Genomic DNA, 24754 nt, shown 5'->3' on the forward strand with positions numbered 1-24754 from the left:
CTCTCATCTTCAGCTTCTGCACAGACCCGAGCACCCTGCCGGATTGGCAGTGGATGGCCTGTTACCTGACCACGACGAAACACATTTCGCTCTATTGGTCGGTGCTGACCGTTCTGTTGTTGCTGGCGATTACAGCCCCTGCCGCCTTGGCCTTCGGATTTGCTGGTGCCTCTGCCGCACGGTCGCGTACTGCGCCGGTGTCCTGGATCGGCAGGGGGTACATCGCAGTTGTGCGCGGCGTGCCTGACGTCGCATTCTTCCTATTCTTCGTGATCGCCCTGGACCAGGGGATCGAATACCTCCGCCACAAGACGCTGTGCCCCGATTGGTCAGAACCGATCCGCCAGGGCAACGACTTTGTCGTGTGTCAGGCGGCCAAGATGCCGCTGGGCAACGCGCCGCAATGGGTGCACGAAACCTATGGCTTCGCCATTGCCGTCCTGACCTTTGCCATCGTGTTTGGCGCCTTTTCGGCCAACGTTTTGTACGGCGCGATGCAGGCCGTGCCACGCGGTCAGCTCGAAACCGCAGAAAGCTACGGCATGACGCCGCGCCAGACCTTCTGGCGGGTCCTGGTGCCGCAGATGTGGGTCTATGCCCTGCCCGGCCTGTCCAACCTGTGGATGGTGCTGATGAAGGCCACGCCGCTGCTGTTCCTGCTTGGGGTCGAGGACCTCGTCTATTGGGCGCGCGAGCTGGGCGGCATCAAGACCCCCCGTTTCACAGATTACCCCCATGGCGACTGGCGCATGTGGTACTTCCTCGCCCTTCTGATTTTCTATCTGCTTTTCACCCGTGTGTCCGAGATTGTGCTGGCGCGACTGATGACCCGGCTGAGCCACGGACAGGCCACGACCGCTGGCGATGCGCAGCGCAAGAGGACGCAAGCGTGAAGGGCTATACGTTTACAGAAGCTCAATCGCGCAAGGGCGGTATGACATGACCTGCCTTGAAACGATTCAGGCCTATGCGCTGCGGTCCATCGGTATCGGGGAACGCCGCTTGCCCCGAGATGACTTTACCTTGTGCGAACAGGTCACGCTGATCGGTTCGGGCATGATCTGGAACATCTATTTCGGCGTGCTGGCGATGCTGGCCGGTTTTGTGCTGGCCACGGTATTGGCCCTGGGCAAGGCATCAACCACGCCCAGCCTGCGCAAGCCGTCGGAGTGGTTCATCTTTGTCTTCCGCGGCTCGCCGCTGTTCATTCAGTTCTTCTTTGCTTACTTCGTTTTCCTCAGCCTCAAGAACGTGCACCCGTTCTTTGACCCATTCGCGGCAGCGTGGCTCGGGGCGCTGATCGTTCTGTTCTTTAACACGGCTGCCTATTCTGCCGAAATCTTTTTCGGGGCCCTGCAGTCCATCCCCAAAGGCGAGGTCGAGGCCGCCGACGCCTACGGGCTGACGGGATGGTCCCGCTTCCGCCGGGTCGTATGGCCCACGATGCTGCGGTTGGCGTGGCCCGCTTATACGAATGAGGCGATCTTCCTGTTTCACGCCACCACACTCGTGTTTTTCTCGGCCTTTCCGGTACGGGGACAGCAAGGCGATGCGCTGTACTACGCAAGCTATTTCGCGGACAAAACCTTCAACCCGTTCATTCCGTACCCGATCTTGGCCGCGTATTTCATCTTGCTGACACTGGTGATCATTGGCTTTTTCGGGGTCGTCAATCGTCGCCTGAACCGGCACCTGCCCGCCAACACGCGCCAGAAGATAAAACTGCGCATGAACCTGATCCGGTGAAGATAGAGTGCCTCCGGCGGTCGTATTTTTAGTCAGAAGAAGAACGTTATGCACGATTGGCTTGTCGATAATCCAGAAATCCGCGCCATCCGTGTCGCAGCCGCCGATCTGAACGGTGTGGCGCGCGGCAAGCGGATGCCGGTGCGCTTTGCCAACAAGGTCACGGAAAGCGGCACGCGTTTTCCCATGTCTGTCCTCAATCTCGATATCTGGGGTGAGGACATCGAGGACAGCCCCCTTGTGATGGAAACCGGTGACCGGGACGGCGTATTGCGCCCGACCGAGCGTGGCTTTGTCCCGATGCCTTGGCTGAATACACCAACGGGTCTCCTGCCGATCTGGATGTTCCATGAAGATGGGCAGCCCTTCATGGGCGATCCCCGTCACGCGCTTGCGGCAGTCCAGAACCGGTTCGCTGCAAAAGGACTGACGCCAGTTGTTGCCATCGAGCTTGAGTTTTTTCTGATCGATGACACAGGCAGTCGCCTGCGCGTGCCTCCGTCGCCGCGATCCGGCAAGCGCCGCGTCGCCGGAGAGATCCTGTCCATGCGCACGCTCGACGCCTTCGACGACTTCTTTACCGAGCTCTATGACGCCTGCGAGGCGATGGACATCCCCGCCGACACCGCCATTTCCGAAAGCGGGCTGGGTCAATTCGAAATCAACCTGATGCATCAGGCCGACGCGCTGAAGGCTGCTGATGACGCTTGGCTGTTCAAGATGCTGGTCAAGGGTCTGGCGCGCAAACACGGCTTCGCCGCGTCGTTCATGGCCAAACCCTATCCGGACTATGCGGGTAACGGGCTGCACATGCACTTCTCGGTGCTCGACAAGGATGGTAAGAACATCTTTGACGATGGGGGCGAAGCAGGCACGGACGCCCTGCGCCACGCCGTGCAAGGGTGTCTTGCCGCCATGCCCGGGTCCATGCTGATCTTTGCACCGCATGCCAATTCCTACGCGCGGCTTGTGCCAGGTGCCCACGCACCGACAGGCATCGCATGGGCCTATGAAAACCGCACGGCGGCTATCCGCATCCCGTCCGGCCCCTCCGCTGCCCGCCGGATCGAACACCGGGTGGCCGGGGGTGACGTCAACCCGTATCTCTCCATCGCTGCTGTCCTGGGCGCTGCGCTGAACGGAATGGAGGACGCACAGGACCCACCCGCGCCGATTACTGGCAACGCCTACGCGCAGGATCTGGAGCAGGTTCCCAGCACATGGGAAGACGCCATGGCAGCCTTTGCCGACAGCCCGCATATCGCACGCATCTTCGACGCTGAGCTGATCCGCAACATGGACATGACGAAGCGACAGGAAGCGCGCTACATGGCCGAACTCACGCCAGACGAGCAGACGGAAATCTACCTCGACTCTGTCTGAACCGCGCACTATCTTCGGCCCGTAACCCTCAGGTGATCCATGAAAATCGGCATTTTGCAAACCGGTCACGCGCCCGACGAAGTGTTGGGAACGCTTGGTGACTATGACACCATGTTCGCCCGCCTGCTGGACGGGCACGGCTTTGAGTTCGCAACCTTCAACGTGGTGGACATGGACTTCCCGGACGGCCCGGACGTGTGCGACGGCTGGTTGATCACGGGCTCGAAACACGGCGCATATGACGACCTTCCGTTCATCCCCCCGCTTGAGGACCTGATCCGCGGCATCCATGCGGCAAACCGCCCGATGGTTGGCATTTGTTTCGGCCACCAGATCATCGCGCAGGCCATGGGTGGCAAGGTCGTGAAATTCGACGGCGGCTGGTCGGTGGGAAGACGCGAATACAACTACAAGGGCGAAACCCTTGCCGTGAACGCATGGCATCAGGACCAGGTCGTCGAAGTGCCGGAAGGGGCCGAGGTTATCGCTTCGAACGATTTCTGCGAGAACGCGGCGCTGGTCTATGGCGACCGCATCTGGACCATACAGCCCCACCCCGAATTTGGCGCCAACATGGTGGATGCACTCGCCACGCATCGCGGCCCCGGAGTTGTGCCCGATCCTCTGCTCGACAATGCCCGGGCGCAGCTGGACGCCCCCATACAAAGCCAAAAGGTGGCCGATGAAATGGCGGCCTTTCTCAAGCAGGGGGCTCTAACACATGTCTGACAACTGGACATCCAAGCTGCCCGACGCGGCACGTGTCTACCTCGAAGGTAAACGGCTGGACGAAGTGGAGTGCATCATCGCCGACTTGCCCGGCATCGCACGGGGCAAGGCGGTGCCTGCCTCGAAATTCGTACGACAGGATTACTTCCACCTGCCCGACAGCATCTTCTACCAGACCATCACCGGCGATTGGGGTGAGGCCGCAGGCGAAGACGGGTTCATCGAAAAAGACATGATCCTCAAGCCCGACATGTCGACTGCAACAGCGGCGCCATGGACAGGTGACTGGACCCTTCAGGTGATCCATGACGCCTATGATCGCAAGGATCAGCCCGTGCCCTTCAGCCCGCGCAACGTGCTGAAACGGGTTGTGCAGCTCTACAACGACAAGGGGTGGAAACCTGTTGTGGCCCCCGAGATGGAATTCTTCCTGATCGCGCGCAACCTGGACCCCGCGCAGGAAATCAAACCCATGACAGGCCGGTCCGGCCGCCCGGCGGCGGCGCGACAGGCCTATTCCATGACGGCCGTGGACGAATTTGGCCCTGTGATCGACGACATCTATGACTTTGCCGAGGCGCAAGGCTTTGAGATTGACGGCATCACGCAGGAAGGCGGCGCCGGCCAGCTTGAGATCAACCTGCGTCACGGCGATCCGGTCAAGCTGGCGGACGAGGTGTTCTATTTCAAACGCCTGATCCGCGAAGCGGCCCTCCGCCACGATTGCTTTGCCACCTTCATGGCCAAACCCATCGCGAACGAACCCGGAAGTGCGATGCACATCCACCATTCGATCATCGACATGGAAACTGGCCAAAACCTTTTCGTGGGTCCGCAAGACGGCGACACCGACGCGTTCTTCCACTTCATAGCGGGCCTGCAGAACCATCTGCCTGCAGCGCTTGCGGTCATGGCGCCGTTCGTCAACAGCTACCGCCGCTACGTGAAAGATCACGCTGCCCCTATCAACCTCGCTTGGGGCCGTGACAACCGCACAACAGGCATCCGTATTCCCCTGTCCGAGCCACAGGCGCGGCGCGTTGAAAACCGGATCGCAGGCATGGACTGCAACCCGTACCTTGGCATCGCCGCATCACTGGCCTGCGGCTATCTGGGTCTTATTCAGGAACAGCGCCCCTCGGCCCAATTCCGGGGCGACGCCTATGAAGGCGACGGAGACATCCCGCGCGTGCTGGGGTCGGCACTGGACCTGTTTGATCAAGCCACTGACCTGCACGCGGTGCTGGGCGAAGAGTTCGCGCGTGTCTATTCGATCGTCAAACGCGCCGAATATGATGAGTTCCTGCAAGTGATTTCCCCATGGGAGCGCGAGCATTTGCTACTGAACGTCTAACTGGCAACCCGGCCCTTCGGGGAGGATTTTTCGGAAACAGGGAAGATGGACCTTCTGACCGCCAACGATCAACCGGGGGCCTATCCCGATAGCTGGTATGCCGCGACAGCCGATAGTCCGGCGCCCCGTGCGCCGTTACAGGGGGGTGTACAGGCAGATGTGTGCATTGTCGGTGCTGGATATACAGGGCTGTCCGCTGCACTGCATCTGGCACAGGCCGGACGGCGCGTTGTTGTGTTGGAGGCACATCGCGCAGGCTTTGGCGCCTCCGGCCGCAATGGCGGGCAATTGGGCACCGGCCAAAGGGTTGAGCAGCCATACCTTGAGAAGATCGTCGGACCCGAGACTGCACGGCGTCTTTGGGACATGGGGCTGGAGACGACCGACCTTGTCCGGCACCTGATAGACACGCACCAGATCGATTGCTTCTACCGCCCCGGCATCGCCTGGACTGCGGAAGACGAAAGCGATGTGGCGGACCTGCACGCCTATGCAGATCACATGGACCGGCATTATAACCACCGCGTCGACGTACTGGACCGGGATGCCTTCCACGCCATCTGCCCCTCACCTGCCTATCGCGGCGGTGTCATTGATCACAAATCCGGCCACCTGCACCCGCTGCGCTTTGCCCTCGGGCTGGCAACCGCCGCGGAAAGGGCCGGGGCAACGATCCATGAAGGCAGCACTGTCACCAGCATCACAAACGGTGCACAGATCACGCTCAAGACCGACAATGGCTCTGTCACGGCAGATCACGTCATCCTTGCCTGCAACGGCTATCTGGGTGGGTTGAACGCCCCCGTCGCTGCCCGTGTCATGCCCATCAACAATTTCGTCGCCGCCACCGCGCCGCTGGACGACCCCGCCAGCGTACTGACACAAGACATCGCGGTATCGGATAGCCGCTTTGTGGTGAACTACTTCCGGCTGAGCCATGACAACCGCCTGCTGTTCGGTGGGGGTGAAAGCTATGGCTACCGCTTTCCCCGTGACATCGCGGCGAAGGTGCGCAAACCGATGACGCAAATCTTTCCGCATCTCGCTGATGTACAGATCGACTATGCTTGGGGCGGAACGCTTGCGATCACGATGAAGCGTTTGCCTTACGTGGCCCGGCTGGCGCCCAACATGCTCAGCGCTTCGGGCTATTCCGGGCATGGTGTGGGTACAGCGACCCACGCAGGTATGCTGATGGCACAAGCGGTCCAAGGGCACACAGATGGCTTCGACACTATGGCTGCCATCCCCACAACACCTTTCCCGGGAGGGGCCAAACTGCGCAGCCCGCTCCTCGTCCTCGCCATGACCTGGTACGCTCTGCGCGACCGCCTCGGCCTGTAACGGCAAGCTTAATTCAGCCCAAACGTCACAAAACCGTTTCCTTTTGCGTCTATCGGATTTACAAAAACGAAAACCGATCATAAGGATTCTGAATATGTCTCTCCCCGACATGCACAGTGCCGAACCCATCCCCGCCGCCGCAAGACAAGAGATCGACCGCCTGCTGACCTCCGGTGACCTCTTCCGCTACACAGCATCCGAAGGTGCACCCGTCTCGCTTCTCGAAGCCGAATTTGCAGAACTGATGGGCAGCAAGTTTGCCCTCGCCGTCTCGTCCTGCTCTGCCGCGCTTTTCCTGTCGCTCAAGGCGCTCAATCTGCCACGCGACGCCCGCGTCCTGATCCCCGGCTTCACCTTTGCCGCCGTGCCCTCATCAGTTCTGCACGCCGACTGCCTGCCGGTCCTGTGCGAGGTCGATGACAATTACCGCGTCAACATCGACGATTTCGTGGACAAACTGCCAAGCGTACAGGCCGTTATCATCAGCCACATGCGCGGCCACACGTCCGACATGGACGCGATCATGACACTGTGCACCGCCGCCGGCATCCCGGTGATCGAGGATGCGGCCCACTCGCTCGGCACCCTCTGGAACGGGCGCAAGATCGGCAAGATCGGCAAGATCGGCTGTTTTTCATTCCAGTCCTACAAGATGATCAATGCAGGCGAAGGCGGGATCATGATCACCGACGACGCCGATCTGGTCGCGCGCGCCATCATCATGTCGGGCGCATACGAACATAACTGGAAGAAACACCCGGTTCTGCAGGACGCCTTTGCCAAGCACCAGAACAAATGGCCGCTCTATAACCTGCGCATGTCGAACCTGAGTGCCGCCGTCATTCGGCCGCAGCTGCCCCACCTCGCCCACAGGGTCGAGGACGGGCGGCGCAACCATGATCATGTCGCCGCCTTGCTGGATCAAAGCCCGCATATCCACGTCCCTGCCCCGCTGCATGGCGAGGTGCGCGCCCCGGATTCGATCCAGTTCAACCTGATCGACATGAGCGATGCGCAGGTCGATAGTTTTGTTGCCGCAGCGGCGCAGATCGGGGTCAAGGTGCAGGTGTTTGGCGCCAGCACGGACAACGCCCGCGCCTTCTGGAACTGGCAATTCATCCCCAACTTGCCCGAACTACCAAAAACCCGTGCCATGCTGATGCGTGCCTGTGACGTGCGCCTGCCCGTGCATCTGCCCAAGGACACGCTCGACGCTGTGGCAGAGGCTTTGCTGTCCGCCGTGGCAACCGCAACAGAACAGCAAGCGGCCTAAGACCTTTCTCCGGCCTCAATGCGTTTCGGAACACGCATTGGGAAATGGGCGATGCGTGCCGGACTTGCAACAGACACATGGTGCAGTAGCGTGAGGGCATGACAGATCTCTCGCAGGGTGCCGCCTGGATGGCTGGCCACATCATCCCTATCTCAGACGCGGCTATTCCCGTCACCGACTGGGGGCTCACCCATTCCGACATCGCCTATGATGTGGTGCCGGTCTGGCGCGGCGCGTTCTTCCGCCTGAACGACTATGTCGACCGTTTCATCGCATCGCTGACGGCAGGCCGGTATCACATCAGCATGGACCACGCGGCGATTTGCGACGCACTCCACCAGATGGTCGCCGCTAGCGGCCTGCAAGACGCCTATGTCGCCATGGTCACTGCACGCGGATGCAACCCAGTGCCCGGCAGCCGTGATCCACGCGACTGCACAAACCATTTCTATGCCTGGTGCGTGCCCTATGTGCACATCGTCAAGCCAGAGGCGGCAGAGCAAGGCACATCAGTCTGGATCGCCAAATCCGTCCGCCGCATTCCGGCAGACAGCGTGAACCCACGCGTCAAGAACTACCACTGGGGTGACTTCACCTCGGGCCTGTTCGAGGCCAAGGAACAAGGATTTGAAACAACGCTCCTGCTTGACCACGATGGAAACGTGACCGAAGGACCCGGCTTCAATGTCTTTGCCGCCTTCGGGGATCGCGTGGTGACCTCAGACCACGGCGTACTGCATGGCATCACCCGGCGCACAGTGCTGGAGATGTGCGTTGAAGCAGGATTGCGAACCGAAACCCGCCCCCTACCGCTTGAAGAGTTTCTGGAGGCGGACGAGGTGTTCCTGTCCTCCTCGGGTGGGGGTGTCATTCCTGTTGCACGGGTGGATGACCGGGTGTTTTCAAACGGCACGGCAGGCGCGATCGCATCAGACCTGCGTGCCCGGTACTTTGACTGGATCACGCGCCCGCAGCACAGGATCGCTGTGGACTACATCAGTTGAGATAAAGACATCATTGGATCAACGGTCATTAGCCGCTTTGCAAAATAAATCGGACAATGGGGGGTATCGCTCCAGCCCATCTCCTCGCGTGGCGCAATATGGGTCTTGGAGAATTACCGATCCGCCGCATCATCGAAAACGGCCATCATGGCGCCTCTCAGGCGCGCAACATCGTCGTCAACTGATGCGGACAGATTGCATTCGAATGACGGCAGTACCTCGATGCGGATCGTTCCGCTTCTGGGCAGGTGTTTGCCGCGCGGCAACAGGCGGTCGGAGGCATGAATGACGATGGGCCGTATTGTCCTGCCGGTGGCGCGGGCGACAAGGACCGCACCTGCCTTGAACGCGCCAAGGCTTTCGGACCCGGTGCGCGTGCCCTCGGGGAAAAGCACGACAGAGCGGCGCGCGGGCATTGCGTGAACGGCAGCGGTGAGTGTCTCAAGCGCAACCGTGCCGCTACTGCGGTCAATCTCCACCAGTCCCGCACCCTTGAAGCCGCGGCGCAGGAGGGCCGCGTCACATAACTCCTTCTTGGCGGCGAAGGTGATCCACTTGGCGTCGGGCATCACGTCCATCAGAGCGAAACCATCGAGATGGCTGCGGTGGTTGATCACAATGATGCTGTCAGTGTCGGCAGTCAGCGCGGCCCTGTCGGCCTCTGTCATCTCTGTCCGAATACTCAGCAGCCACAAAAGCCGCGAACAGGCACGTTTGACCAGTGGCCAGTACCAGCCGCGAAAACCCTGCCGTTTGCCACAAAGCAGGGGCACAAAGGCGACATAGAGGAAATAGAAGGGACCCAGCAGAAACAGCACGGCGCGTTTTATGACGCGCAGGCCAGCCGGGTCCGTGGCCGCCGGTCCGGCCCGCCCGTTCGGAGGTTGAAGTGACATGGCTCCCCGTCGCATGTGCTGTCTGCCGGGGGATCTTCACGAGGATTCTTCGTGGCGCTTTTGTTGCCTGCCCTCTGGGCGCGTGGCCCGACAAGCACCCTGCGCCCCGCCTCTATGCGGCAATGGGCCGAGCGCATCAACAGAAAGTCGGATAGTAGTGATTGGCCTCAATGGCTGGGTTGGGCTCTTTGCGGACCTTAGCCCATCTAATGTCCATGGTCGGTGGAGCGGACAATGCTGCCGTTTTGAATTGGTGTCGTGTTAGCGATCCTGGTCGCCACGATGCATAACCGTCGGCAAAGGCTCGGAGCGTTTCCCTTTGTTTCGACTGCGTCGGTATTTGCTCTGATACTCTCTGCGCTGCTTGGTTACCTCGTAGAGAACAATGCCCGAGCTTGTACCTAGGTTTAGACTTTCAATCATTCCAAACATCGGAACAGCGACGCACATTTCGCTGCGGTCTACCGCACTCTCAGTAATGCCGCGTTTTTCATTTCCGAACCACACAGCCAGCTTAGTGTGTGTTGTGTAGTCACCTTCGTGAAGAAAGACATTTTTCTTTCCTTTCACGTGAGGTGATGTGACGACTGATACAAACCCTTGTTTTTCCAGATGATCAAGGCATTCGTCGGTGTTATTGAAGCGTTTCACAAACGTCCATTTCACGGCTGATACTGAGGTCTTAGATAGGGACTTTCGCTCCCGCATCTCTTGCCAATCATCAGGCAGGGCTTTGCGTGGATCAACGATATAGACCTTCTCAACACCTAGCGCGTTTGCGTTACGGATGACGGTCCCGATATTTTTGATGTCAACCGGGTCTTCGATAACAGCAACTAGGTTCTTGCAGCGGAATGCCTTTATTGCATCTGCACGCTTGCGGACAGTTTCCTTGGATTTCTCGGGTTCAGCGTTTTCCATGCCAAATGGCTATCATGTTGCAAGCAAGTTTCAAGACGCGTCCGTAGGTCCAATAGTTGTGAGCCACCATGCCCGCTAAGGGCTCAAACCGGACATCCGGCACCAACGAAGTACCCTGCATTCCAACCGCTAAAACCAACGCCATCAGGCGTTGAGACAACCACTCCTCTGACAACCGACCCCTTCAGAACGTCGCTCTCAGGCTAGTCGGTTCGCATGCGAGCCGACACATATCCTCATGGCGCTGTTCACTCCTTCCAAGACCCAGAGGGAGGCAAGCCATGTCACAGATCCGCACCCGATCCGGTGGTCGCGCCAGCCGACGCGCCCTGCGTTCAGCACCCAATGTCACCATGCTCCCGGGGCTCAGGAACACCCTGCCCTGGTGCGAGATTATGGATGGGTCAAAGGTGGAACGGATCGATGCCGCCTCCATGGACATCCTCGAAAACGTAGGCGTCGTGTTCCGTGATGACATCGCGCTGGCCGACTGGAAAGCTGCCGGAGCCAAAGTGGTGGGCGAAACCGTCTATCTTGACCGTGGCCTTGTCCGCGACCTGATCTCGACGATCCCGTCGGACTTCACCTATCACGCCCGCGACCCTCACAAGAACGTGCGTCTTGGCGGGCGGCACAGCATCTTTGTGCCCATGACCGGCGCACCGTTCCTGCGCGATCTTGAGGACGTGCGGCGCAACCCCACGCTCGACGATCTGGCGATGTTTCACAAGCTCAGCCACATGATGCCCAGCCTGCATTCATCCGCTCACCATATCGTCGAACCCTACGATCATCCGATCAGTCACCGCCACCTGCGCATCACTTATTCGTCCATGAAACATTCGGACAAGACGTTCATGGGCATGACCACCAGCCCCAAGAACGCCGAGGATGTGATGGACATGTGTGCGATCCTCTTTGGCGAGGAATTCATGGAGGATCACCCGGTCACGACGGGCAATTGCAATGGCAACTCACCCCTTGTCTGGGATGAGACCATGCTTGGCGCCATGAGGGCATTTTCCAAGCGCAATCAACCTGTTCTGTGCTCGCCCTTCGTGCTGGGCGGGGCCAATACCCCGGTCTCGGTCGCCGCATCCGTTGCGCAATTGAATGCCGAGGCGCTCTCGGCCCTCGCCTACACTCAGGTGATCCGGCGCAGTGCGCCCGCGATCTATGGCCACTACCTGTCCACCGTGTCGATGAAGTCCGGCGCGCCGATGGCCGGCACGCCCGAGATTTCCATGATGAACTTCATGATCGGCCAGATGGCCCGGTACTATGGCGTGCCGTGGCGCACCTCGAACACGCTGGGTGGGGCCAAAACATTCGACGCACAGGCCGGGTATGAAAGCGCCACGACCCTGTCCGCCGTGATGCATGCGGGGGCCAACTACATCTGGCATTCCGCGGGCTGGAACGAGGCGGGCATGCATTGCTCGGTCGCCAAGTTCGTCGTGGACGCCGAACAATGCGCCATGGCCTATCGCATGGCCGAGGGTCTGAAATGGCATGACTTCGAGGTTGCTCTGGCTGCCGTGCCGGATGTGGGCCCCGGGGGGCACTATCTGGGCCACCCCCACACGCAAGAAAACTTTCAGACGGCCTTTTTCATGCCGGACCTCTTCGACAACAATTCGATCGAGCAGTGGCAGGCCGAAGGATCAAAAGAGATCACGGAACGCGCCTTGGCACACGCCGTCAACCTTTTGGCAACCTATGAGGAGCCAAAATTGGATGAAGCCGTGGATGAAGCGCTGCACGACTACATCGCAAGACGGGAGCATGAGATACCGGCCGCAGACGCTTTGAACCAGGACTACTGATATGCGAAGGAATTGTGAGTAAAATGCTGGTTTGTCTCTTTTTGGATATTTTGATCGTAAAATCTGTGCGTTAGAGCCCCATAAAGTTGATTTTACGCTATTCTCCGCCTGCCCGCCACTCCTTCCACCGCAAATAAGCGTTCGCGCCAAGGGTCGCAAAGGGCTCCGGCGGCAGGCGTTTGGGCTCCGCTTCTGCCTCGAAATGATCCGCAATCTCAGACGGCTGACCACAGCACCGATCCGCCGCGGCGATGCCCGTCAACGTGCCCCGCGCCGTGCCCAATCCGTTCTGCACACAAGCACTGAACAACCCCTGCTCGATCTCACGTGCATGGGCTACACCGTTCAGAGACATGCACAAATGCCCACCCCACACCTGGGCCTGACGCACACCTGTCAAATGCGGAAACCGCTCGGCAAAGGCGCGGGCATGCGCGCGTGCCGCCCGCCCCATGTCGCGGTCCGTGGGGTGCATTCCGGGCCGCACCGCCGCACAATTGCGGGTGACGATCCTATGCCCACCCTGCCCCGTATCGATCCGGCGCACCGTTGTGCCCATGGGATCGGACGGCGTCACCCCCCAACGGGGCGCACCGCCCACTGCTTGCGGATCCAACTCCTCGGTCATGGAGGCAAACAGGAACAACTGCACCAGCCGCCCCTCAGCCACACCAAAACTCTCCAGATGCCCGTTCACGGCAAGGATCACACGCTCAGCCGTGACTGACCCCTTCGGCGCCCGCAGCACCCAATCCCGCCCCGCACGTTCAAAACGCAGAACCGGGCTGCGGTCATACACCTCCGCCCCGCGGGCCAGACCGGCTGCCAACCCACGCACGTAGCCCGCAGGCTGCAACATGACGGTGCCCGGCGTGTACAGACCCGACCGATAATGCGCGGAGCCGGTCAACTCGTTCATTGCCGCGGCATCCAACCACTCATGGGGCTCTCCCAACCCCTCAAGGTGCTTGGCATAGCTCCGATTGTGTGCATCCCCCGCCTCTGTCGCGGCCCCATTCACCTTGCCGACGGGGTCGAAGTAATCCGCCGAAATCCCGTATTCATCCACCGCATCACGCGCATAGGCGATGGCCTCGCGGTTCAGCCGGGTCAGCGTGCGATCATCGCCCACACCCGCATAATCTTCGGACGCAAGATCATGCGGCAAATCAATCATGAAACCGGAATTGCGCCCCGCCGCGCCATCCGCCACACGCCACGCGTCCAGCACAGCAACCCGCGCCTGCGGCCAGTGCTGCAACACGCGACGCGCCGCAGACAGACCGGCGAAACCAGCGCCCACAACGGCCACATCTGCTGTCACCTGCGCCTCAAGCCGGGGGAAAACAGGTCCCGGCCCCAGAATCTCCGCCCAGCCCGCCGGACCGCGATGCCGCGGCAAGCGGCGCGCGGCATATCTCATTCCACGGCCTCATCCGCGTCATCAGACAGGTCCACCCAGATGGTCTTGATCTGGGTGTATTGATCATGGGCCTGCACCCCGTTGTCGCGCCCACCAAAGCCCGACATCTTCATGCCCCCGAACGGTGTCGCAATGTCACCCTCTCCATAAGCATTGACCGTCACGGTCCCCGCACGCAACATCCGTGCCCCGCGCAGGGCGCGCTTGGCGTTGGAGGTGAACAGGGACGCACACAAACCATAGGGCGTGTCATTGGCAACCGCCATAGCCTCGTCAAACGACGCCACTGGGATCACCGCCAGGACCGGGCCAAAAATCTCGTCTCGCGCCAGTGGATTATCCGACGTCGCTGAGACAACGGTTGGAGAGACATAGGGTTTATCCACAGAACCACCCACAAGGATATCCCCGGCTTTTTCCACATATCCACAGACTTTGTCAAAATGCGAACCACTCACCAGCGCCCCTTGCCGCGTCTCAGGGTCCAGCGGATCACCCACGGGCAAATGGCGCATATGGGCTTCGATCCGCGCCAGCAGGTCCTCTCGCACATCCTCGTGCACGATCAGGCGAGAGATTGCGGAACAGTTTTCACCCATGTTCCAGAACGCGCCGTTGACGATGTGCTGCGCCACACGATCAAGGTTCTCGGCATCGTCCATGACGACACAGGGGTTCTTGCCGCCCATTTCCAACACAACCTCTTTTGCATTGGACTCCGCAGCGTAAGTCAGAAATCTCATGCCCGTCTCGGTCGATCCGGTAAAGCTGACCATGTCGATGTCCATATGGCGGCCGATGGGTTCCCCCACATCCGGCCCGTGTCCCGGAACAACGTTCAACACACCGCGCGGCACCCCAGCCTCCATGGCCAACTCCGCGAGCCGCAAAGCAGTCAGCGATGTCTCCTCGGCAGGTTTCAGCACCACGGAACAGCCAGAAGCCAAAGCAGGCCCGATCTTCCACGCCATCATCAACAGCGGGAAGTTCCACGGCAAAACCAACCCGACAACGCCCACGGGCTCGCGCACCACCATCGCAATATGATCATCCGACGCGGGCGCAACGGAATCGTAAATCTTGTCGATGGCTTCCGCATGCCACTTGATGCAGTGAATGGCCTCGGGCACGTCCACCGTCTCGCAGTCGTAAATGGTCTTGCCGCTGTCCACGCTTTCCAGCACCGCCAGTTCGCGGGCGTTCCGGGTCATCAGCTTGCAAAGCCGGATCAGCACATCCTTGCGGTCGCTTGGGTGCAATCGCGACCAGCGGCCATCGTCAAACGCTTCACGCGCTTTGAGCACGGCAACATCCACATCTTCCGGCCCGCAGGCCGACACTTTCGCAATCACATCCCCCGTCGCAGGGTTCACGCTATCAAACGTCTTGCCGGACGCAGCGGGCCGAAACCCACCGTCGATAAACGCGCTTGTGGCCGGGCTCAGGTCAGCCGCGATGGCCCTATATTCTTCTGTCGTCAGCATGGATTATCCCTCCGCCTCGATCTGCGCGATGGTGGTCTTCAGCACGCGGATCACCTGTTCCAGCGCCCGCTTGTCGTCCTTGTTCAACGCCTTGAGCGGCGGCCGGATCGCGCCCGTCTCAATGCCCTGGAACGTCACACCATATTTGATGCATTGCACGAACTTGCCGCCCTGCTCCAGCACCCGCATCAGCGGCATCATCGCCGACATGATGCGGCGGCCCTTGTCAAAATCCCCTTCGACCACGCAAGCGCGCCACAGCGCGATGTGTTCTTCGGGCAAGAAGTTCGACCCGCCGCAGACCCAGCTTTTCGCACCCCAGGCAAAGAATTCCAGCGCCTGATCATCCATGCCGCAGGACATCTGGATATGCGGATAATCCCGCGCCAGCAGGTGCACCCGATTGATATCGCTCGAACTTTCCTTGATCGCACAGAAATTCCGGGACCGGCCTACGCGGTCGAGGAATTCCTCACCCATACTCACACCCATCCGTCCCGGATAGTTGTAAAGCATGATGGGCAGATCGACGGCCTTGTCGATGGCAAGGGCGGCCAGCGCGTTTTCCCGCTCGGTCGGCACGGCATAGGGCGGCGTGGCCACCAGCAGCGCATTGGCACCCATACCCTTGCCGCCCATTGCGAGCGCCAAGCTGTCGGCGGGCAGCATCGCGCCCGTACCCATGATCAGCGGCACCCGGCCCGCCACGGTCCTGATCGTCCGCTCTGCCACCTCAAGCCGTTCGGCAACGGTCATGGCATAGTTTTCGCCCGTTGATCCGCCCGAAATGAGGCCGTGCACGCCCGCCGCGATCAAACTTTCGAGCACCGCATCCAGCGCCCCGAAATCCGGCGAGTAATCCGCATTGAACGGGGTGACAACGGGGGTGTAGATCCCGTTGAACTCCATGATGGGCGTCATAGGCGCGCCTCCTGTGGGGGTGGGCCCAGCGGCAGATCAAGGCCGCCGGGCATGACAAACTGAGCGATCCGGTCGCGTGACAGCGCCCAATGGGCTTGCGCCAGCTCTCCGGCCCGCGCGGCATCGCGTGCGTCGATTGCCTCGATAATCTGTTCGTGATGGTCGCGAGCGGTTTTGATGGTGTTTTTGTCAGCGTCGGTGCGCGGAGCGTAGAACGTCATCGAAATGCGCGCATGATCCAGCAGCAGCCGGTTGAAGCTGGGCAACAGGAACGGGTTGTCCGCCATCTCGCCCGTGATGCGGTGAAAGCGGTCATTGGCAAGCGCCCGATCTGCCGTCGATCCGTTGCGCAGCGCGCGGATGAATATGTCCTGCGCTTCGGCCAGTTCAACGACCTGCGCGGGGGTCCGGTTCTCGGCTGCGAGCTGCAGGATGGCTGCATAGATCATAGGGGCTGCGATGAAAAAAGCGCGGAGGGAGGCATGGGACATCTCCGACACCTGCGCCCCCCGGTTCTGGCGCAGGGTGACATACCCCTCACCCGCAAGCTGCCGCAGCACTTCGCGCATCGGCGTGCGGGACAGGCCGTGCTCAGCGCAGAGACGGGCTTCATCCAGATCGGTACCGGGCGCCAGATCCAGTGTCAGGATACCGGCGACAAGCGCGTCATAGGCGTTGGATTTAGGCGACGACTCAGATTGCATACAATATGTATACAAAATCTGTCCCCGCGGGGACAATCCAAAAAGTAAGGCGCAGGTAAACCTGCGCCTTTAACCTTCTTTTCATCTGTAAGGCGCACCTACCGGTGCGCCCCGCGGCTCAAACAAAATCGATATGTTTGTTCATAGGCATCTCACGAATCCGCTGCCCGGTCGCCGCAAAGATTGCGTTGGACAGCGCCGCAGCAGCCGGCGGAACCATAGGCTCACCCATGCCACGCACGGTGTCGCCATTCTCCAGCCCGCGCACGAAAATCTCCGGCGATTGCGACAGGCGCATGCCTTCGAAATCATAATAATTCCGCTGCTCCGCCATGCCATCGGCATAGGTGATCTCGGAATTCATCGTGTGACCCAAGGCCCAGACAATGCCGCCCTGCACCATGTTTTCAAAGTTGATCGGGTCGATCACGCGGCCAACCTCGGCAGCCACCCAGACCTTGTCGATCTTGATCGCACCGTCCATGTTTGTGACTTCGACCACTTCTGCGGTGGGGACACCAAAGGACATGCAGAAGGCAACACCACGCCCCTTGTTCGGCCCCAAGTCACTGCCCCAATTGGACATTTCAGCGACGGCTTCCAAGGTCTTGCGAGACGGATCATGCCAGCACAAGCGTATCCGCTCCTCCATCGGATCGGCACCCGCAGCATGGATCAGCTCATCCAAGAATACATCGTGGAAGAACCCGTTGGTCGACGCACCCACCGACCGCCAGCTTGACACCGGCGCCAGTTCAGGCGCGCGGTAGCCGGTCACGCGGTAGTTGGGGATCTGCATGGGTTGCTCCCACGCGCCCGCAACGATTTGCAGGTCGGGGCCCGGGACAGGCAGACCCTGCCGCCCCATCTGGCTGGCCACAACAGAGGGCATGGCGATGCCCAGATCATAGGCCTCGACCTTGCCATCCTTCACCGCGCCCCGCCCGCGGGCCATGGCGATCTGGCGGGTGTCGTTCTGGACGGTGTCCTCTTCGCGGCTATAAGTCAGCTTAACGGGCGCACCCTCCATTTGCATTGCGATTTCAGTGGCCTCGCGAACCACGCGGTCCTCAAGACGATGACCAAAGCTGCCGCCCATCATCAGCACATGGACAAAGACCTGACCCGTGTCCAAGCCGGTCAACTTCGCCACATTGGTCTGCACAAAGCGTGGGATCTGGGTGCCGGTCCACACATCCGCACGGTCGTCCGTGACCTGCACGACGGCAGAGATCGGCTCCAACGGCGCGTGGGCAAGGTAGGGTGCGCGGTACTCGGCCTCGACCACCTCGGCCCCTTCCAATGCAGCGTCGACGTCTCCGTCATCACGGAAACGGCTGTCCTGATGGTCCGAAGTGAAGCTGTCGGACAGGGTCTGCCAGTGTTCTGCCTGCTCTGCCGGATACGGGGCTGGTCCCCAATCGACATCAATCGCGTTCACGGCCTGAATGGCGCGCCAGGTGTTGTCGGCCACGACGGCCACACCATCCGTCACCTGCACCACGTCGATGACGCCCCGCATCTCGCGCGCGGCCTCTGCGTCAAAGCCGTTCATCATCCCCCCGCGGGGGCTGGTACGAACGGATGCGTGCACCATCCCGTCCATTTCGAAATCGATGCCATAGGCTTGCGTGCCCGTGGATTTGGCAAGGATGTCAACGCGCTCCATCTCTTTCCCAACCAGCCGCCACGTGGAGGGATCGCGCAAAGTCACATCGTTGACCGGGTCCATGGTCGCTGCCGTGGCCGCGAGTTCCGTGTAGGCAATCGTTCCACCACCGGGCAGGATCACCGCGCCTTTTTCAGTTTTGAGGTCAGAGACATCCGCACCCGTCTGTTCGGCGGCTGCGGCCTTCAACGTCTCGCGCGCGACGGCCCCTGCAAGGCGCAGCTTTTCAAAACTGTCGGGAACGGTGGTAGACCCGCCGGTGATTTGCATACCCATGAACTTCATCATCGCATCCATGATCCCGCGTGTCGTGTCAGCAGCAAACCCATCATCGGTGGATCGGAAAGGCGCCGCCTCGGCACTCAAAGCCGTGTTGTAGTAGGCCGGGTCAGGCATACCGGGATCGACGCTGACCTGATCAAGTTCGACATCAAGCTCCTCGGCAATCAAGGCGGCCTGCACGTGGTAGGCCCCCTGCCCGCTGTCCGCGCGTGGGGTGATGAGCGTGATGCCGGCACTGTCGATTTTGACATAAGGTGTCAGCGCTGCTTCGCCTTCGGCCAGATCGTTCAGGAGCGGGTTCGAAACGGGGCGTTTGTAGGCGTAGTAGCCAAAGGCGACACCACCGACGACGGCAGCAGACCCCACAAGAAAGGTACGACGCGCGATTTTTCCGATACGGCCCATGATTACGCCTCCTGCAGCTTGGTGGCGGCGGTTTTGACGGCGGCGCGGATGCGGGAATAAGTCCCGCAGCGGCAGAGATTGCCGTTCATTGCATCGTCGATATCCGCATCTGTCGGCGCCGGGTTGAGCGCGAGCAGGGACGCGGCCTGCATCATCTGGCCCGACTGGCAGTAGCCGCATTGGGCCACCTGATGTTCCATCCACGCCTGTTGCACCGCGTGCATGGCGTCTGGGGTGCCGAGCCCTTCGATCGTTGTTACATCACCCCAGACATCCGCCGCTGCGGTTTGACAGGACCGGACCGCCTCACCGTCGATATGCACCGTACAGGCCCCGCATTGCGCAACACCGCAGCCGTATTTGACGCCCTTTATGTTCAGCTCGTCCCGCAGAACCCAAAGCAGTGGCATGTCATCCTCGACATCCACCTCGTGTTCCGTGCCATTGACCGTGAGTTTCATCGCGCGCTCCTGAAAGGGTCGGTTTCATACAGAAGATATGTCAGGGCCGCCCGATAGTAACTTGCAGATCACGCCAATCGAGGTGAATATGACGCCAAGTCATTTATGGACGCGCATAGCGCACATAGGCGAAAGCGGCCCCGTCGGGCGACCAGTTGGGCACGTTGATGGATCCCTGCCCGCCATGGAATTCAGCAACGGTACGTGCCGCACCGCCGTTCTGCGGCATCAGTTTGAGCGCAACGTCCTGTCCACGGGGGTGGCCCTCAACATCTTCTCGATAGGCCAAGTATAGCACGCGGCGCCCATCCGGCGAAGGGTGCGGGAACCAGTTGACCGGTGCGTCATCCGTAATCTGCTGCAAGTCCGAGCCGTCTGGGCGGATGCGCCAGATATCCGGCGTTGCACCGTGGTGATCGGAGTTGAACCAGATCCATTGCCCATCCGCTGAATAGTCCGGGCCATCCTTGTGCCCGTGCCCAGAGGTCAGCTGGGTTTCATTCCCACCCCTGGCCGGGATGGTGAAGATTTGAAACAGGCCATCGCGCTGCGCCGTGTAGGTCAGCGTCGTGCCATCTGGCGACCAGCCATGGAAATATGATGGGACCAGAGGTGTCACCTTGGTCGGAGTGCCGCCCGTGATGGGCAATGTATAGATGCAGGATGTGCCGCGCGCGGGGCTTTCGCTGACCGCCAGCGTTTTGCCGTCGGGCGAAATGCCGTGATCGTTGTTCAGCGCGCTCAGCGGCCCGGTGTCGATCCAGTGGATCGCACCATCGGCAAGGGTCAGGCGAAACAGCCGTCCCCCACCATTCAAAACCAAAAAGGTCCCGCAAGGAGACCAGTTCGGCGCCTCGATCAGATCGGGCGTTTCATGGACAACCTGCTCGACGCCAGTGGCGACGTCGTGCAGGACCACGAAGCTGTGTGGCGTCAAAACTCGACGACGGCGCGGATCGACTTGCCTTCGTGCATCAGGTCGAAGCCGTGGTTGATTTCGTCCAGCGTGAGTTTGTGAGTGATCATCGGGTCGATCTCGATCTTGCCGTCCATGTACCAGTCCACGATCTTGGGCACGTCTGTGCGCCCCTTCGCCCCGCCAAAGGCGGTGCCGCGCCAGACGCGGCCCGTGACCAGTTGGAACGGGCGGGTCGAGATTTCGGCACCCGCCGGAGCAACGCCGATGATGATCGATTCACCCCAGCCCTTGTGCGCCGCTTCCAGCGCTGTGCGCATCACCTCCACGTTGCCGGTGGCGTCGAAGGTGTAGTCCGCCCCACCGTTGGTCAGTTCGACCAGGTGCGCGACCATGTCACCGTCGACCTTGGAGGGGTTCACGAAGTCGGTCATGCCGAAATGCGTCGCCATCTCGACCTTGCTGTCGTTGAGGTCGACGCCGACGATCTGGTCGCAGCCAGCCATTTTCAGCCCCTGGATCACATTGAGGCCGATGCCGCCGAGGCCAAAGACAATGGCGCGGGAGCCGATTTCAACCTTGGCCGTGTTGATCACCGCGCCGATGCCGGTGGTGACGCCGCAGCCGATATAGCAGATCTTGTCGAAGGGCGCGTCCTTGCGGACCTTGGCCAGTGCAATCTCGGGCACAACCGTGTGGTTGGCGAAGGTGGAGCAGCCCATGTAGTGGTGGATCGGCGTGCCATCGAGCATGGAGAAGCGGGTCGAGCCATCGGGCAGCAGGCCTGCTCCTTGGGTCGCGCGGACCTTTTGGCACAGGTTGGTTTTGGGGTTCAGGCAGTACTCGCACTCGCGGCATTCGGGCGTGTAGAGCGGGATAACATGGTCGCCGACTTCAAGCGTCGTGACGCCCTCGCCCACTTCGATGACGACGCCTGCGCCTTCGTGGCCGAGGATAGCGGGGAAGATGCCTTCAGGGTCGGCGCCCGAGCGGGTGAACTCGTCGGTGTGGCAGAGGCCGGTCGCCTTGATCTCGACCAACACTTCGCCGGCGCGGGGGCCGTCGAGGTTCACCTCCATGATCTCAAGCGGTTTGCCAGCCTCAACTGCGACAGCGGCGCGGGTTCTCATCATGGTTTGTCCTCCCATTCGGTGTTTGGGGCATGTGAGCCAGTGGAAGGTCGGTCTGTCAATGGAAAGGGCTGGGAAAATGTCAGTCCGGCCCTTCGGGGAGGATTTTTGAAAACAGGGAAGACGGGGCCGTCATCCTCTTCCCTGTTTCTGGAAAATCCTCGGGGGTGAGGCCGTAAGGCCGAGGGGGCAGACAGCCCCCTTTGGCAAAACGGTTGCTAGGCGCGCGCCAGAACGAAGTCGTGCACGACCTCGTAGTACGGGCCGTCCATACCTGCCTCGGCAATGTTGCCTGCATCTTCGATCAGGTCAAATTTCGCCATCAGGCTTTCCTTGACCCCAAAGACCGCATCGGAGTGGATATAGGGATCATCCGGGTCGAAGATGTGGGTGGTCAGCGTCTCGAACCCGTCGGCTTCGAGGATGTAGTGCAGGTGCGCAGGCCGATACGGGTGACGGCCCAGCGCGCCCATCAGTTTGCCGACTGGGCCATCGTCGGGAATGGGGTAGTATTTCGGTTTTACGCCTTTGAAGTGATAGGTACCATCGCCGCCTGTGCGGAACACGCCGCGCAGGTTGAAGTCGGGCTGGATGCCCTTTTGCTGGACATCATAGAACCCTTCGTCATTGGCCTGCCAGACGTCGATCTTGACCTTGTCAATGGGGTTGCCGTCGGTATCCAGAATGCGCCCCTTGACCAGCATCGGCACACCTTTTTCATCAAGGCAAATGTTCGAGCCCATCGGCAGTTCCGGGGCATCAGGCAGGTGGAAGGGGCCGAGCACCGTGGATTCGGACGCGCCGGACGGTTTGCGGTTGTTGATTGCGTCCACCAGCATTGAGACGCCAAGCGTGTCGCTGAGCAGGATGAACTCCTGCCGCCAGTCGGTGCACATGTGGCCTGTATCGGTCAGGAACATGATGGCCTTGAACCATTCTTCGTCCGTTGGTTCGATCTCTTTCACGCAGGCATGCATGTGGCGCACGATCGCCTCCATCACCTGCGCCAGCCGCGCGTTGTCGGTGGTGGTGCGGGCGTTGACCACCTCGGCTGAGTTGTCTTCGGTGAAGTATCCGTCGTGGATGTTGCTCATGCCATGGCCTCCTGCTTGGCGTGTGTGTTCTGGGCCAGAATCGCGCCGAGCACCCGTTCCAGTTCAGCTTGGGGATTGTCCATCATGCCCTCGGCACGCCACGCGACGTGGTGGTCAGGGCGGACGAGGACGCAGCCCGCCTCGCCCACTTCGCGGGCGCGGGCCCAGTCGCCGGTGTGATCGACGAGGGGTTGGCGCGGGCCAATGACATGGGTGGTCAGGTTGATGCCCATCTGACCCGCAACGGCTTGCGCGGCGTCGGCCCATGCCCGACCATTGAGGCCGGTGATCAGGGCAAAACCGCCCTGCGTCAGATCGAGCGTCGAATGCTTGGTGCCGTGCTGATCAAAAAGCCAGACATGAGGCAGCCGCGCGCCCGGCCATGTTGTGGGCTGGTAGTGCAACTCGTGATCCAGATCGAAGGCCGGTTCCATCTGCCCATCCGTCACCACCGCGTCTGAGCGGTAGCGCTGGTTCATCTCGACCCCGTGGGCATCGAATTCGTATTTCTTGAAGGCGATGGCCTCGCGCAGGGCCGCCCGTTGGGCCTCGGCCTCGGGCGTCGAGTCACAGCGTTTTTCCATGTTGGCCTGCATCACGTCGGGGTCGGTGTGGCCGATCAAGCCCAGCGCCTCAAAAATGGGGCCAAATTCGCCGATGGACTGGTTGGCGCGGGTGACGATCTGTTTCGCCACGGGCGCGCGTTCGGTGTTGTAGCTGTCAAGCAGCCCCTCGCCCGCCTGCCCCTTGAGCACGGCGGCGAGTTTCCACGAGAGGTTAAAGGCGTCCTGGATCGAGGTGTTGGAGCCCAGCCCGTTCGAAGGTGGGTGCCGATGCGCGGCGTCACCCATGATGAATACGCGCCCCTTGGACATTTGCGTGGCGTAGGCGTCGTTCACCGTCCAGTAGCTGATGCCTTGCATGTCGATCTCAAGCTCGGGATCGCCCACCAGATCGCGGATGATCTTCTTGGCCTCGTCATCGTTGAGTTCGGGCCGTTCACCTTCGATGTCGTAGCCCCAGATCGCCAGCCATTCGTTCCAGGGACGGACCATGCGCACGACACCCATGCCGATGCCACCCACATTCGAGCCCGGTTGCATCACCCAGTAGAGCACCGAGGGGCGGTGGGCGACGTGTTGGCTGAGGTCGGCCTTGAAGAGCAGGTTGATGGACCCGGCGACGCCCATCTTGCCCTTGATCGGCAGGCCGGTGTTTTCGGTGACCTGGGAGTTCCCGCCGTCTGCTCCGATCAGGTATTTGGAGCGGACGGTAAAGGTCTTGTTCGTCAGTCGGTCGAGCAGCGTTGTTGTCACCCCTTCCCCATCCGCCTCGTGGCTTTGGTATTCGCAGGACATGCGCGCCTGTGTCCCGCGCGCGCAGGCGGTTTTGAACAACAGCGGCTCCATGAAGGTTTGTGGTAGGTCATTCATCTTGCTGGGTGAACTCAGGTCGTGTTCGGCGCGGCTGAGCGGGTGCGTGCCCCATGTCTGGATGCGCCCCAACTCCTCGCCGGTGAGGCTTTCGCAGAAGACGTTGGAGCCCATGAGGTTCTGTTCGGTGGCGTGCATATACGCCTCGTCCTCGACCTCTCGGCCCAGATCGCGCAGCACTTCCATCGTGCGCTGGTTGGTGATGTGGGCGCGGGGGCTGTTGGCCAGCCAGCGGTAGCGGTTCACCACCATGTTCTCGATGCCATAGCTGGAGAGCAGCGCGGCGGTGGCGGACCCGGCGGGGCCTGTTCCGATGATCAGGACGTCTGTTGTGATGTCGGCCATGTGTTCCTCCC

The 24754-nt window shown here is 60.8% G+C and carries 21 protein-coding genes; 9 read left to right on the forward strand and 12 right to left on the reverse strand.

The window, feature by feature from the left end; genetic code table 11:
* Window positions 1-5 precede the first annotated feature (5 nt).
* The 8 genes from Q1A51_RS17145 (at window position 6) to Q1A51_RS17180 (ending at window position 8833) form a co-directional block, all read left to right on the forward strand.
* Entirely contained in the window at window positions 6-893 is an 888-nt protein-coding gene (locus Q1A51_RS17145; protein WP_299210780.1) for an ABC transporter permease subunit, read from the forward strand.
* 46 nt (window positions 894-939) lie between these two features.
* A complete protein-coding gene (locus tag Q1A51_RS17150; RefSeq protein WP_299604111.1) occupies window positions 940-1746 on the forward strand; it encodes an amino acid ABC transporter permease in 807 nt (268 codons plus the stop codon).
* Between the two features lie 48 nt (window positions 1747-1794).
* Window positions 1795-3129: a glutamine synthetase family protein gene (locus Q1A51_RS17155; RefSeq protein WP_299604113.1), complete on the forward strand. Its 1335-nt coding sequence runs from the start codon at window positions 1795-1797 to the stop codon at window positions 3127-3129.
* A gap of 39 nt (window positions 3130-3168) precedes the next feature.
* The gene (locus Q1A51_RS17160) at window positions 3169-3858 is read left to right on the forward strand and encodes a type 1 glutamine amidotransferase (RefSeq protein ID WP_299604115.1); all 690 of its coding nucleotides are present in this window, start codon (window positions 3169-3171) and stop codon (window positions 3856-3858) included.
* Complete coding sequence (locus Q1A51_RS17165; protein WP_299604116.1) at window positions 3851-5212, forward strand: glutamine synthetase family protein; 1362 nt, start codon at window positions 3851-3853, stop codon at window positions 5210-5212. The genes Q1A51_RS17160 and Q1A51_RS17165 overlap by 8 nt, the downstream gene beginning before the upstream one ends.
* Before the next feature lie 45 nt (window positions 5213-5257).
* Complete coding sequence (locus tag Q1A51_RS17170) at window positions 5258-6556, forward strand: FAD-binding oxidoreductase (protein ID WP_299604119.1); 1299 nt, start codon at window positions 5258-5260, stop codon at window positions 6554-6556.
* Window positions 6557-6650: 94 nt separating this feature from the next.
* On the forward strand, window positions 6651-7829 hold the full coding sequence (locus Q1A51_RS17175; RefSeq protein ID WP_299604122.1) for an aminotransferase class I/II-fold pyridoxal phosphate-dependent enzyme: 1179 nt from the start codon (window positions 6651-6653) through the stop codon (window positions 7827-7829).
* A 98-nt stretch (window positions 7830-7927) separates the two neighbouring features.
* Window positions 7928-8833: an aminotransferase class IV gene (locus tag Q1A51_RS17180; protein ID WP_299604125.1), complete on the forward strand. Its 906-nt coding sequence runs from the start codon at window positions 7928-7930 to the stop codon at window positions 8831-8833.
* 113 nt (window positions 8834-8946) lie between these two features.
* On the opposite strand, the gene Q1A51_RS17185 is transcribed toward Q1A51_RS17180, so the two are convergent.
* Window positions 8947-9729 carry a lysophospholipid acyltransferase family protein gene (locus Q1A51_RS17185; protein ID WP_299604126.1) on the reverse strand — a complete coding sequence of 261 codons (783 nt, stop codon included), beginning with the start codon at window positions 9727-9729 and terminating at the stop codon, window positions 8947-8949.
* A gap of 261 nt (window positions 9730-9990) precedes the next feature.
* The gene (locus Q1A51_RS17190) at window positions 9991-10650 is read right to left on the reverse strand and encodes an RNA methyltransferase (protein ID WP_299604129.1); all 660 of its coding nucleotides are present in this window, start codon (window positions 10648-10650) and stop codon (window positions 9991-9993) included.
* A 281-nt stretch (window positions 10651-10931) separates the two neighbouring features.
* Between Q1A51_RS17190 and Q1A51_RS17195 the strand changes: the two genes are divergently transcribed.
* Window positions 10932-12476 carry a trimethylamine methyltransferase family protein gene (locus Q1A51_RS17195; protein WP_299604131.1) on the forward strand — a complete coding sequence of 515 codons (1545 nt, stop codon included), beginning with the start codon at window positions 10932-10934 and terminating at the stop codon, window positions 12474-12476.
* A 97-nt stretch (window positions 12477-12573) separates the two neighbouring features.
* Here the strand turns inward: Q1A51_RS17195 and Q1A51_RS17200 are convergent, their stop codons facing one another.
* The 10 genes from Q1A51_RS17200 to Q1A51_RS17245 form a co-directional block, all read right to left on the reverse strand.
* Window positions 12574-13899 carry an FAD-binding oxidoreductase gene (locus Q1A51_RS17200; protein ID WP_299604134.1) on the reverse strand — a complete coding sequence of 442 codons (1326 nt, stop codon included), beginning with the start codon at window positions 13897-13899 and terminating at the stop codon, window positions 12574-12576.
* Window positions 13896-15383, reverse strand: coding sequence for an aldehyde dehydrogenase (locus Q1A51_RS17205; protein ID WP_299604136.1), 1488 nt, complete (start codon window positions 15381-15383; stop codon window positions 13896-13898). Before Q1A51_RS17205 ends, Q1A51_RS17200 begins: the two co-directional genes overlap by 4 nt.
* 3 nt (window positions 15384-15386) lie before the next feature.
* Entirely contained in the window at window positions 15387-16304 is a 918-nt protein-coding gene (locus Q1A51_RS17210; protein ID WP_299604139.1) for a dihydrodipicolinate synthase family protein, read from the reverse strand.
* Complete coding sequence (locus Q1A51_RS17215; protein ID WP_299604141.1) at window positions 16301-17008, reverse strand: GntR family transcriptional regulator; 708 nt, start codon at window positions 17006-17008, stop codon at window positions 16301-16303. The genes Q1A51_RS17210 and Q1A51_RS17215 overlap by 4 nt, the downstream gene beginning before the upstream one ends.
* 118 nt (window positions 17009-17126) lie before the next feature.
* Window positions 17127-19364, reverse strand: a complete 2238-nt coding sequence (locus Q1A51_RS17220; protein WP_299604143.1) for a molybdopterin cofactor-binding domain-containing protein — start codon at window positions 19362-19364, stop codon at window positions 17127-17129.
* Between the two features lie 2 nt (window positions 19365-19366).
* Window positions 19367-19825 carry a (2Fe-2S)-binding protein gene (locus Q1A51_RS17225; protein ID WP_299604145.1) on the reverse strand — a complete coding sequence of 153 codons (459 nt, stop codon included), beginning with the start codon at window positions 19823-19825 and terminating at the stop codon, window positions 19367-19369.
* A 103-nt stretch (window positions 19826-19928) separates the two neighbouring features.
* Window positions 19929-20744: a hypothetical protein gene (locus Q1A51_RS17230; protein ID WP_299604147.1), complete on the reverse strand. Its 816-nt coding sequence runs from the start codon at window positions 20742-20744 to the stop codon at window positions 19929-19931.
* 14 nt (window positions 20745-20758) lie between these two features.
* Window positions 20759-21871, reverse strand: a complete 1113-nt coding sequence (locus tag Q1A51_RS17235) for an S-(hydroxymethyl)glutathione dehydrogenase/class III alcohol dehydrogenase (protein ID WP_299604850.1) — start codon at window positions 21869-21871, stop codon at window positions 20759-20761.
* A 218-nt stretch (window positions 21872-22089) separates the two neighbouring features.
* Window positions 22090-22965 (reverse strand): intradiol ring-cleavage dioxygenase, encoded by an 876-nt coding sequence (locus Q1A51_RS17240; RefSeq protein WP_299604149.1) that lies wholly within the window; start codon window positions 22963-22965, stop codon window positions 22090-22092.
* Window positions 22962-24743, reverse strand: coding sequence for an FAD-dependent monooxygenase (locus Q1A51_RS17245; protein ID WP_299604152.1), 1782 nt, complete (start codon window positions 24741-24743; stop codon window positions 22962-22964). Before Q1A51_RS17245 ends, Q1A51_RS17240 begins: the two co-directional genes overlap by 4 nt.
* Between the last annotated feature and the right edge of the window lie 11 nt (window positions 24744-24754).

It is taken from the genome of uncultured Tateyamaria sp. (genome assembly GCF_947496075.1).
Classification (GTDB): Bacteria; Pseudomonadota; Alphaproteobacteria; order Rhodobacterales; family Rhodobacteraceae; genus Tateyamaria.

What these genes read in the sequence shown, in the direction of transcription:
- Q1A51_RS17155 (WP_299604113.1), top strand. Translation starts at nt 1,795, where the DNA reads ATGCACGATTGGCTTGTCGATAATCCAGAAATCCGCGCCATCCGTGTC.
- Q1A51_RS17195 (WP_299604131.1), top strand. Translation starts at nt 10,932, where the DNA reads ATGTCACAGATCCGCACCCGATCCGGTGGTCGCGCCAGCCGACGCGCC.
- Q1A51_RS17175 (WP_299604122.1), top strand. Translation starts at nt 6,651, where the DNA reads ATGTCTCTCCCCGACATGCACAGTGCCGAACCCATCCCCGCCGCCGCA.
- Q1A51_RS17240 (WP_299604149.1), bottom strand. Translation starts at nt 22,965, where the DNA reads ATGAGCAACATCCACGACGGATACTTCACCGAAGACAACTCAGCCGAG.
- Q1A51_RS17200 (WP_299604134.1), bottom strand. Translation starts at nt 13,899, where the DNA reads ATGAGATATGCCGCGCGCCGCTTGCCGCGGCATCGCGGTCCGGCGGGC.
- Q1A51_RS17210 (WP_299604139.1), bottom strand. Translation starts at nt 16,304, where the DNA reads ATGACGCCCATCATGGAGTTCAACGGGATCTACACCCCCGTTGTCACC.
- Q1A51_RS17215 (WP_299604141.1), bottom strand. Translation starts at nt 17,008, where the DNA reads ATGCAATCTGAGTCGTCGCCTAAATCCAACGCCTATGACGCGCTTGTC.
- Q1A51_RS17150 (WP_299604111.1), top strand. Translation starts at nt 940, where the DNA reads ATGACCTGCCTTGAAACGATTCAGGCCTATGCGCTGCGGTCCATCGGT.
- Q1A51_RS17185 (WP_299604126.1), bottom strand. Translation starts at nt 9,729, where the DNA reads ATGTCACTTCAACCTCCGAACGGGCGGGCCGGACCGGCGGCCACGGAC.
- Q1A51_RS17165 (WP_299604116.1), top strand. Translation starts at nt 3,851, where the DNA reads ATGTCTGACAACTGGACATCCAAGCTGCCCGACGCGGCACGTGTCTAC.
- Q1A51_RS17190 (WP_299604129.1), bottom strand. Translation starts at nt 10,650, where the DNA reads ATGGAAAACGCTGAACCCGAGAAATCCAAGGAAACTGTCCGCAAGCGT.
- Q1A51_RS17245 (WP_299604152.1), bottom strand. Translation starts at nt 24,743, where the DNA reads ATGGCCGACATCACAACAGACGTCCTGATCATCGGAACAGGCCCCGCC.
- Q1A51_RS17180 (WP_299604125.1), top strand. Translation starts at nt 7,928, where the DNA reads ATGACAGATCTCTCGCAGGGTGCCGCCTGGATGGCTGGCCACATCATC.
- Q1A51_RS17160 (WP_299604115.1), top strand. Translation starts at nt 3,169, where the DNA reads ATGAAAATCGGCATTTTGCAAACCGGTCACGCGCCCGACGAAGTGTTG.
- Q1A51_RS17235 (WP_299604850.1), bottom strand. Translation starts at nt 21,871, where the DNA reads ATGAGAACCCGCGCCGCTGTCGCAGTTGAGGCTGGCAAACCGCTTGAG.
- Q1A51_RS17225 (WP_299604145.1), bottom strand. Translation starts at nt 19,825, where the DNA reads ATGAAACTCACGGTCAATGGCACGGAACACGAGGTGGATGTCGAGGAT.
- Q1A51_RS17220 (WP_299604143.1), bottom strand. Translation starts at nt 19,364, where the DNA reads ATGGGCCGTATCGGAAAAATCGCGCGTCGTACCTTTCTTGTGGGGTCT.
- Q1A51_RS17170 (WP_299604119.1), top strand. Translation starts at nt 5,258, where the DNA reads ATGGACCTTCTGACCGCCAACGATCAACCGGGGGCCTATCCCGATAGC.
- Q1A51_RS17205 (WP_299604136.1), bottom strand. Translation starts at nt 15,383, where the DNA reads ATGCTGACGACAGAAGAATATAGGGCCATCGCGGCTGACCTGAGCCCG.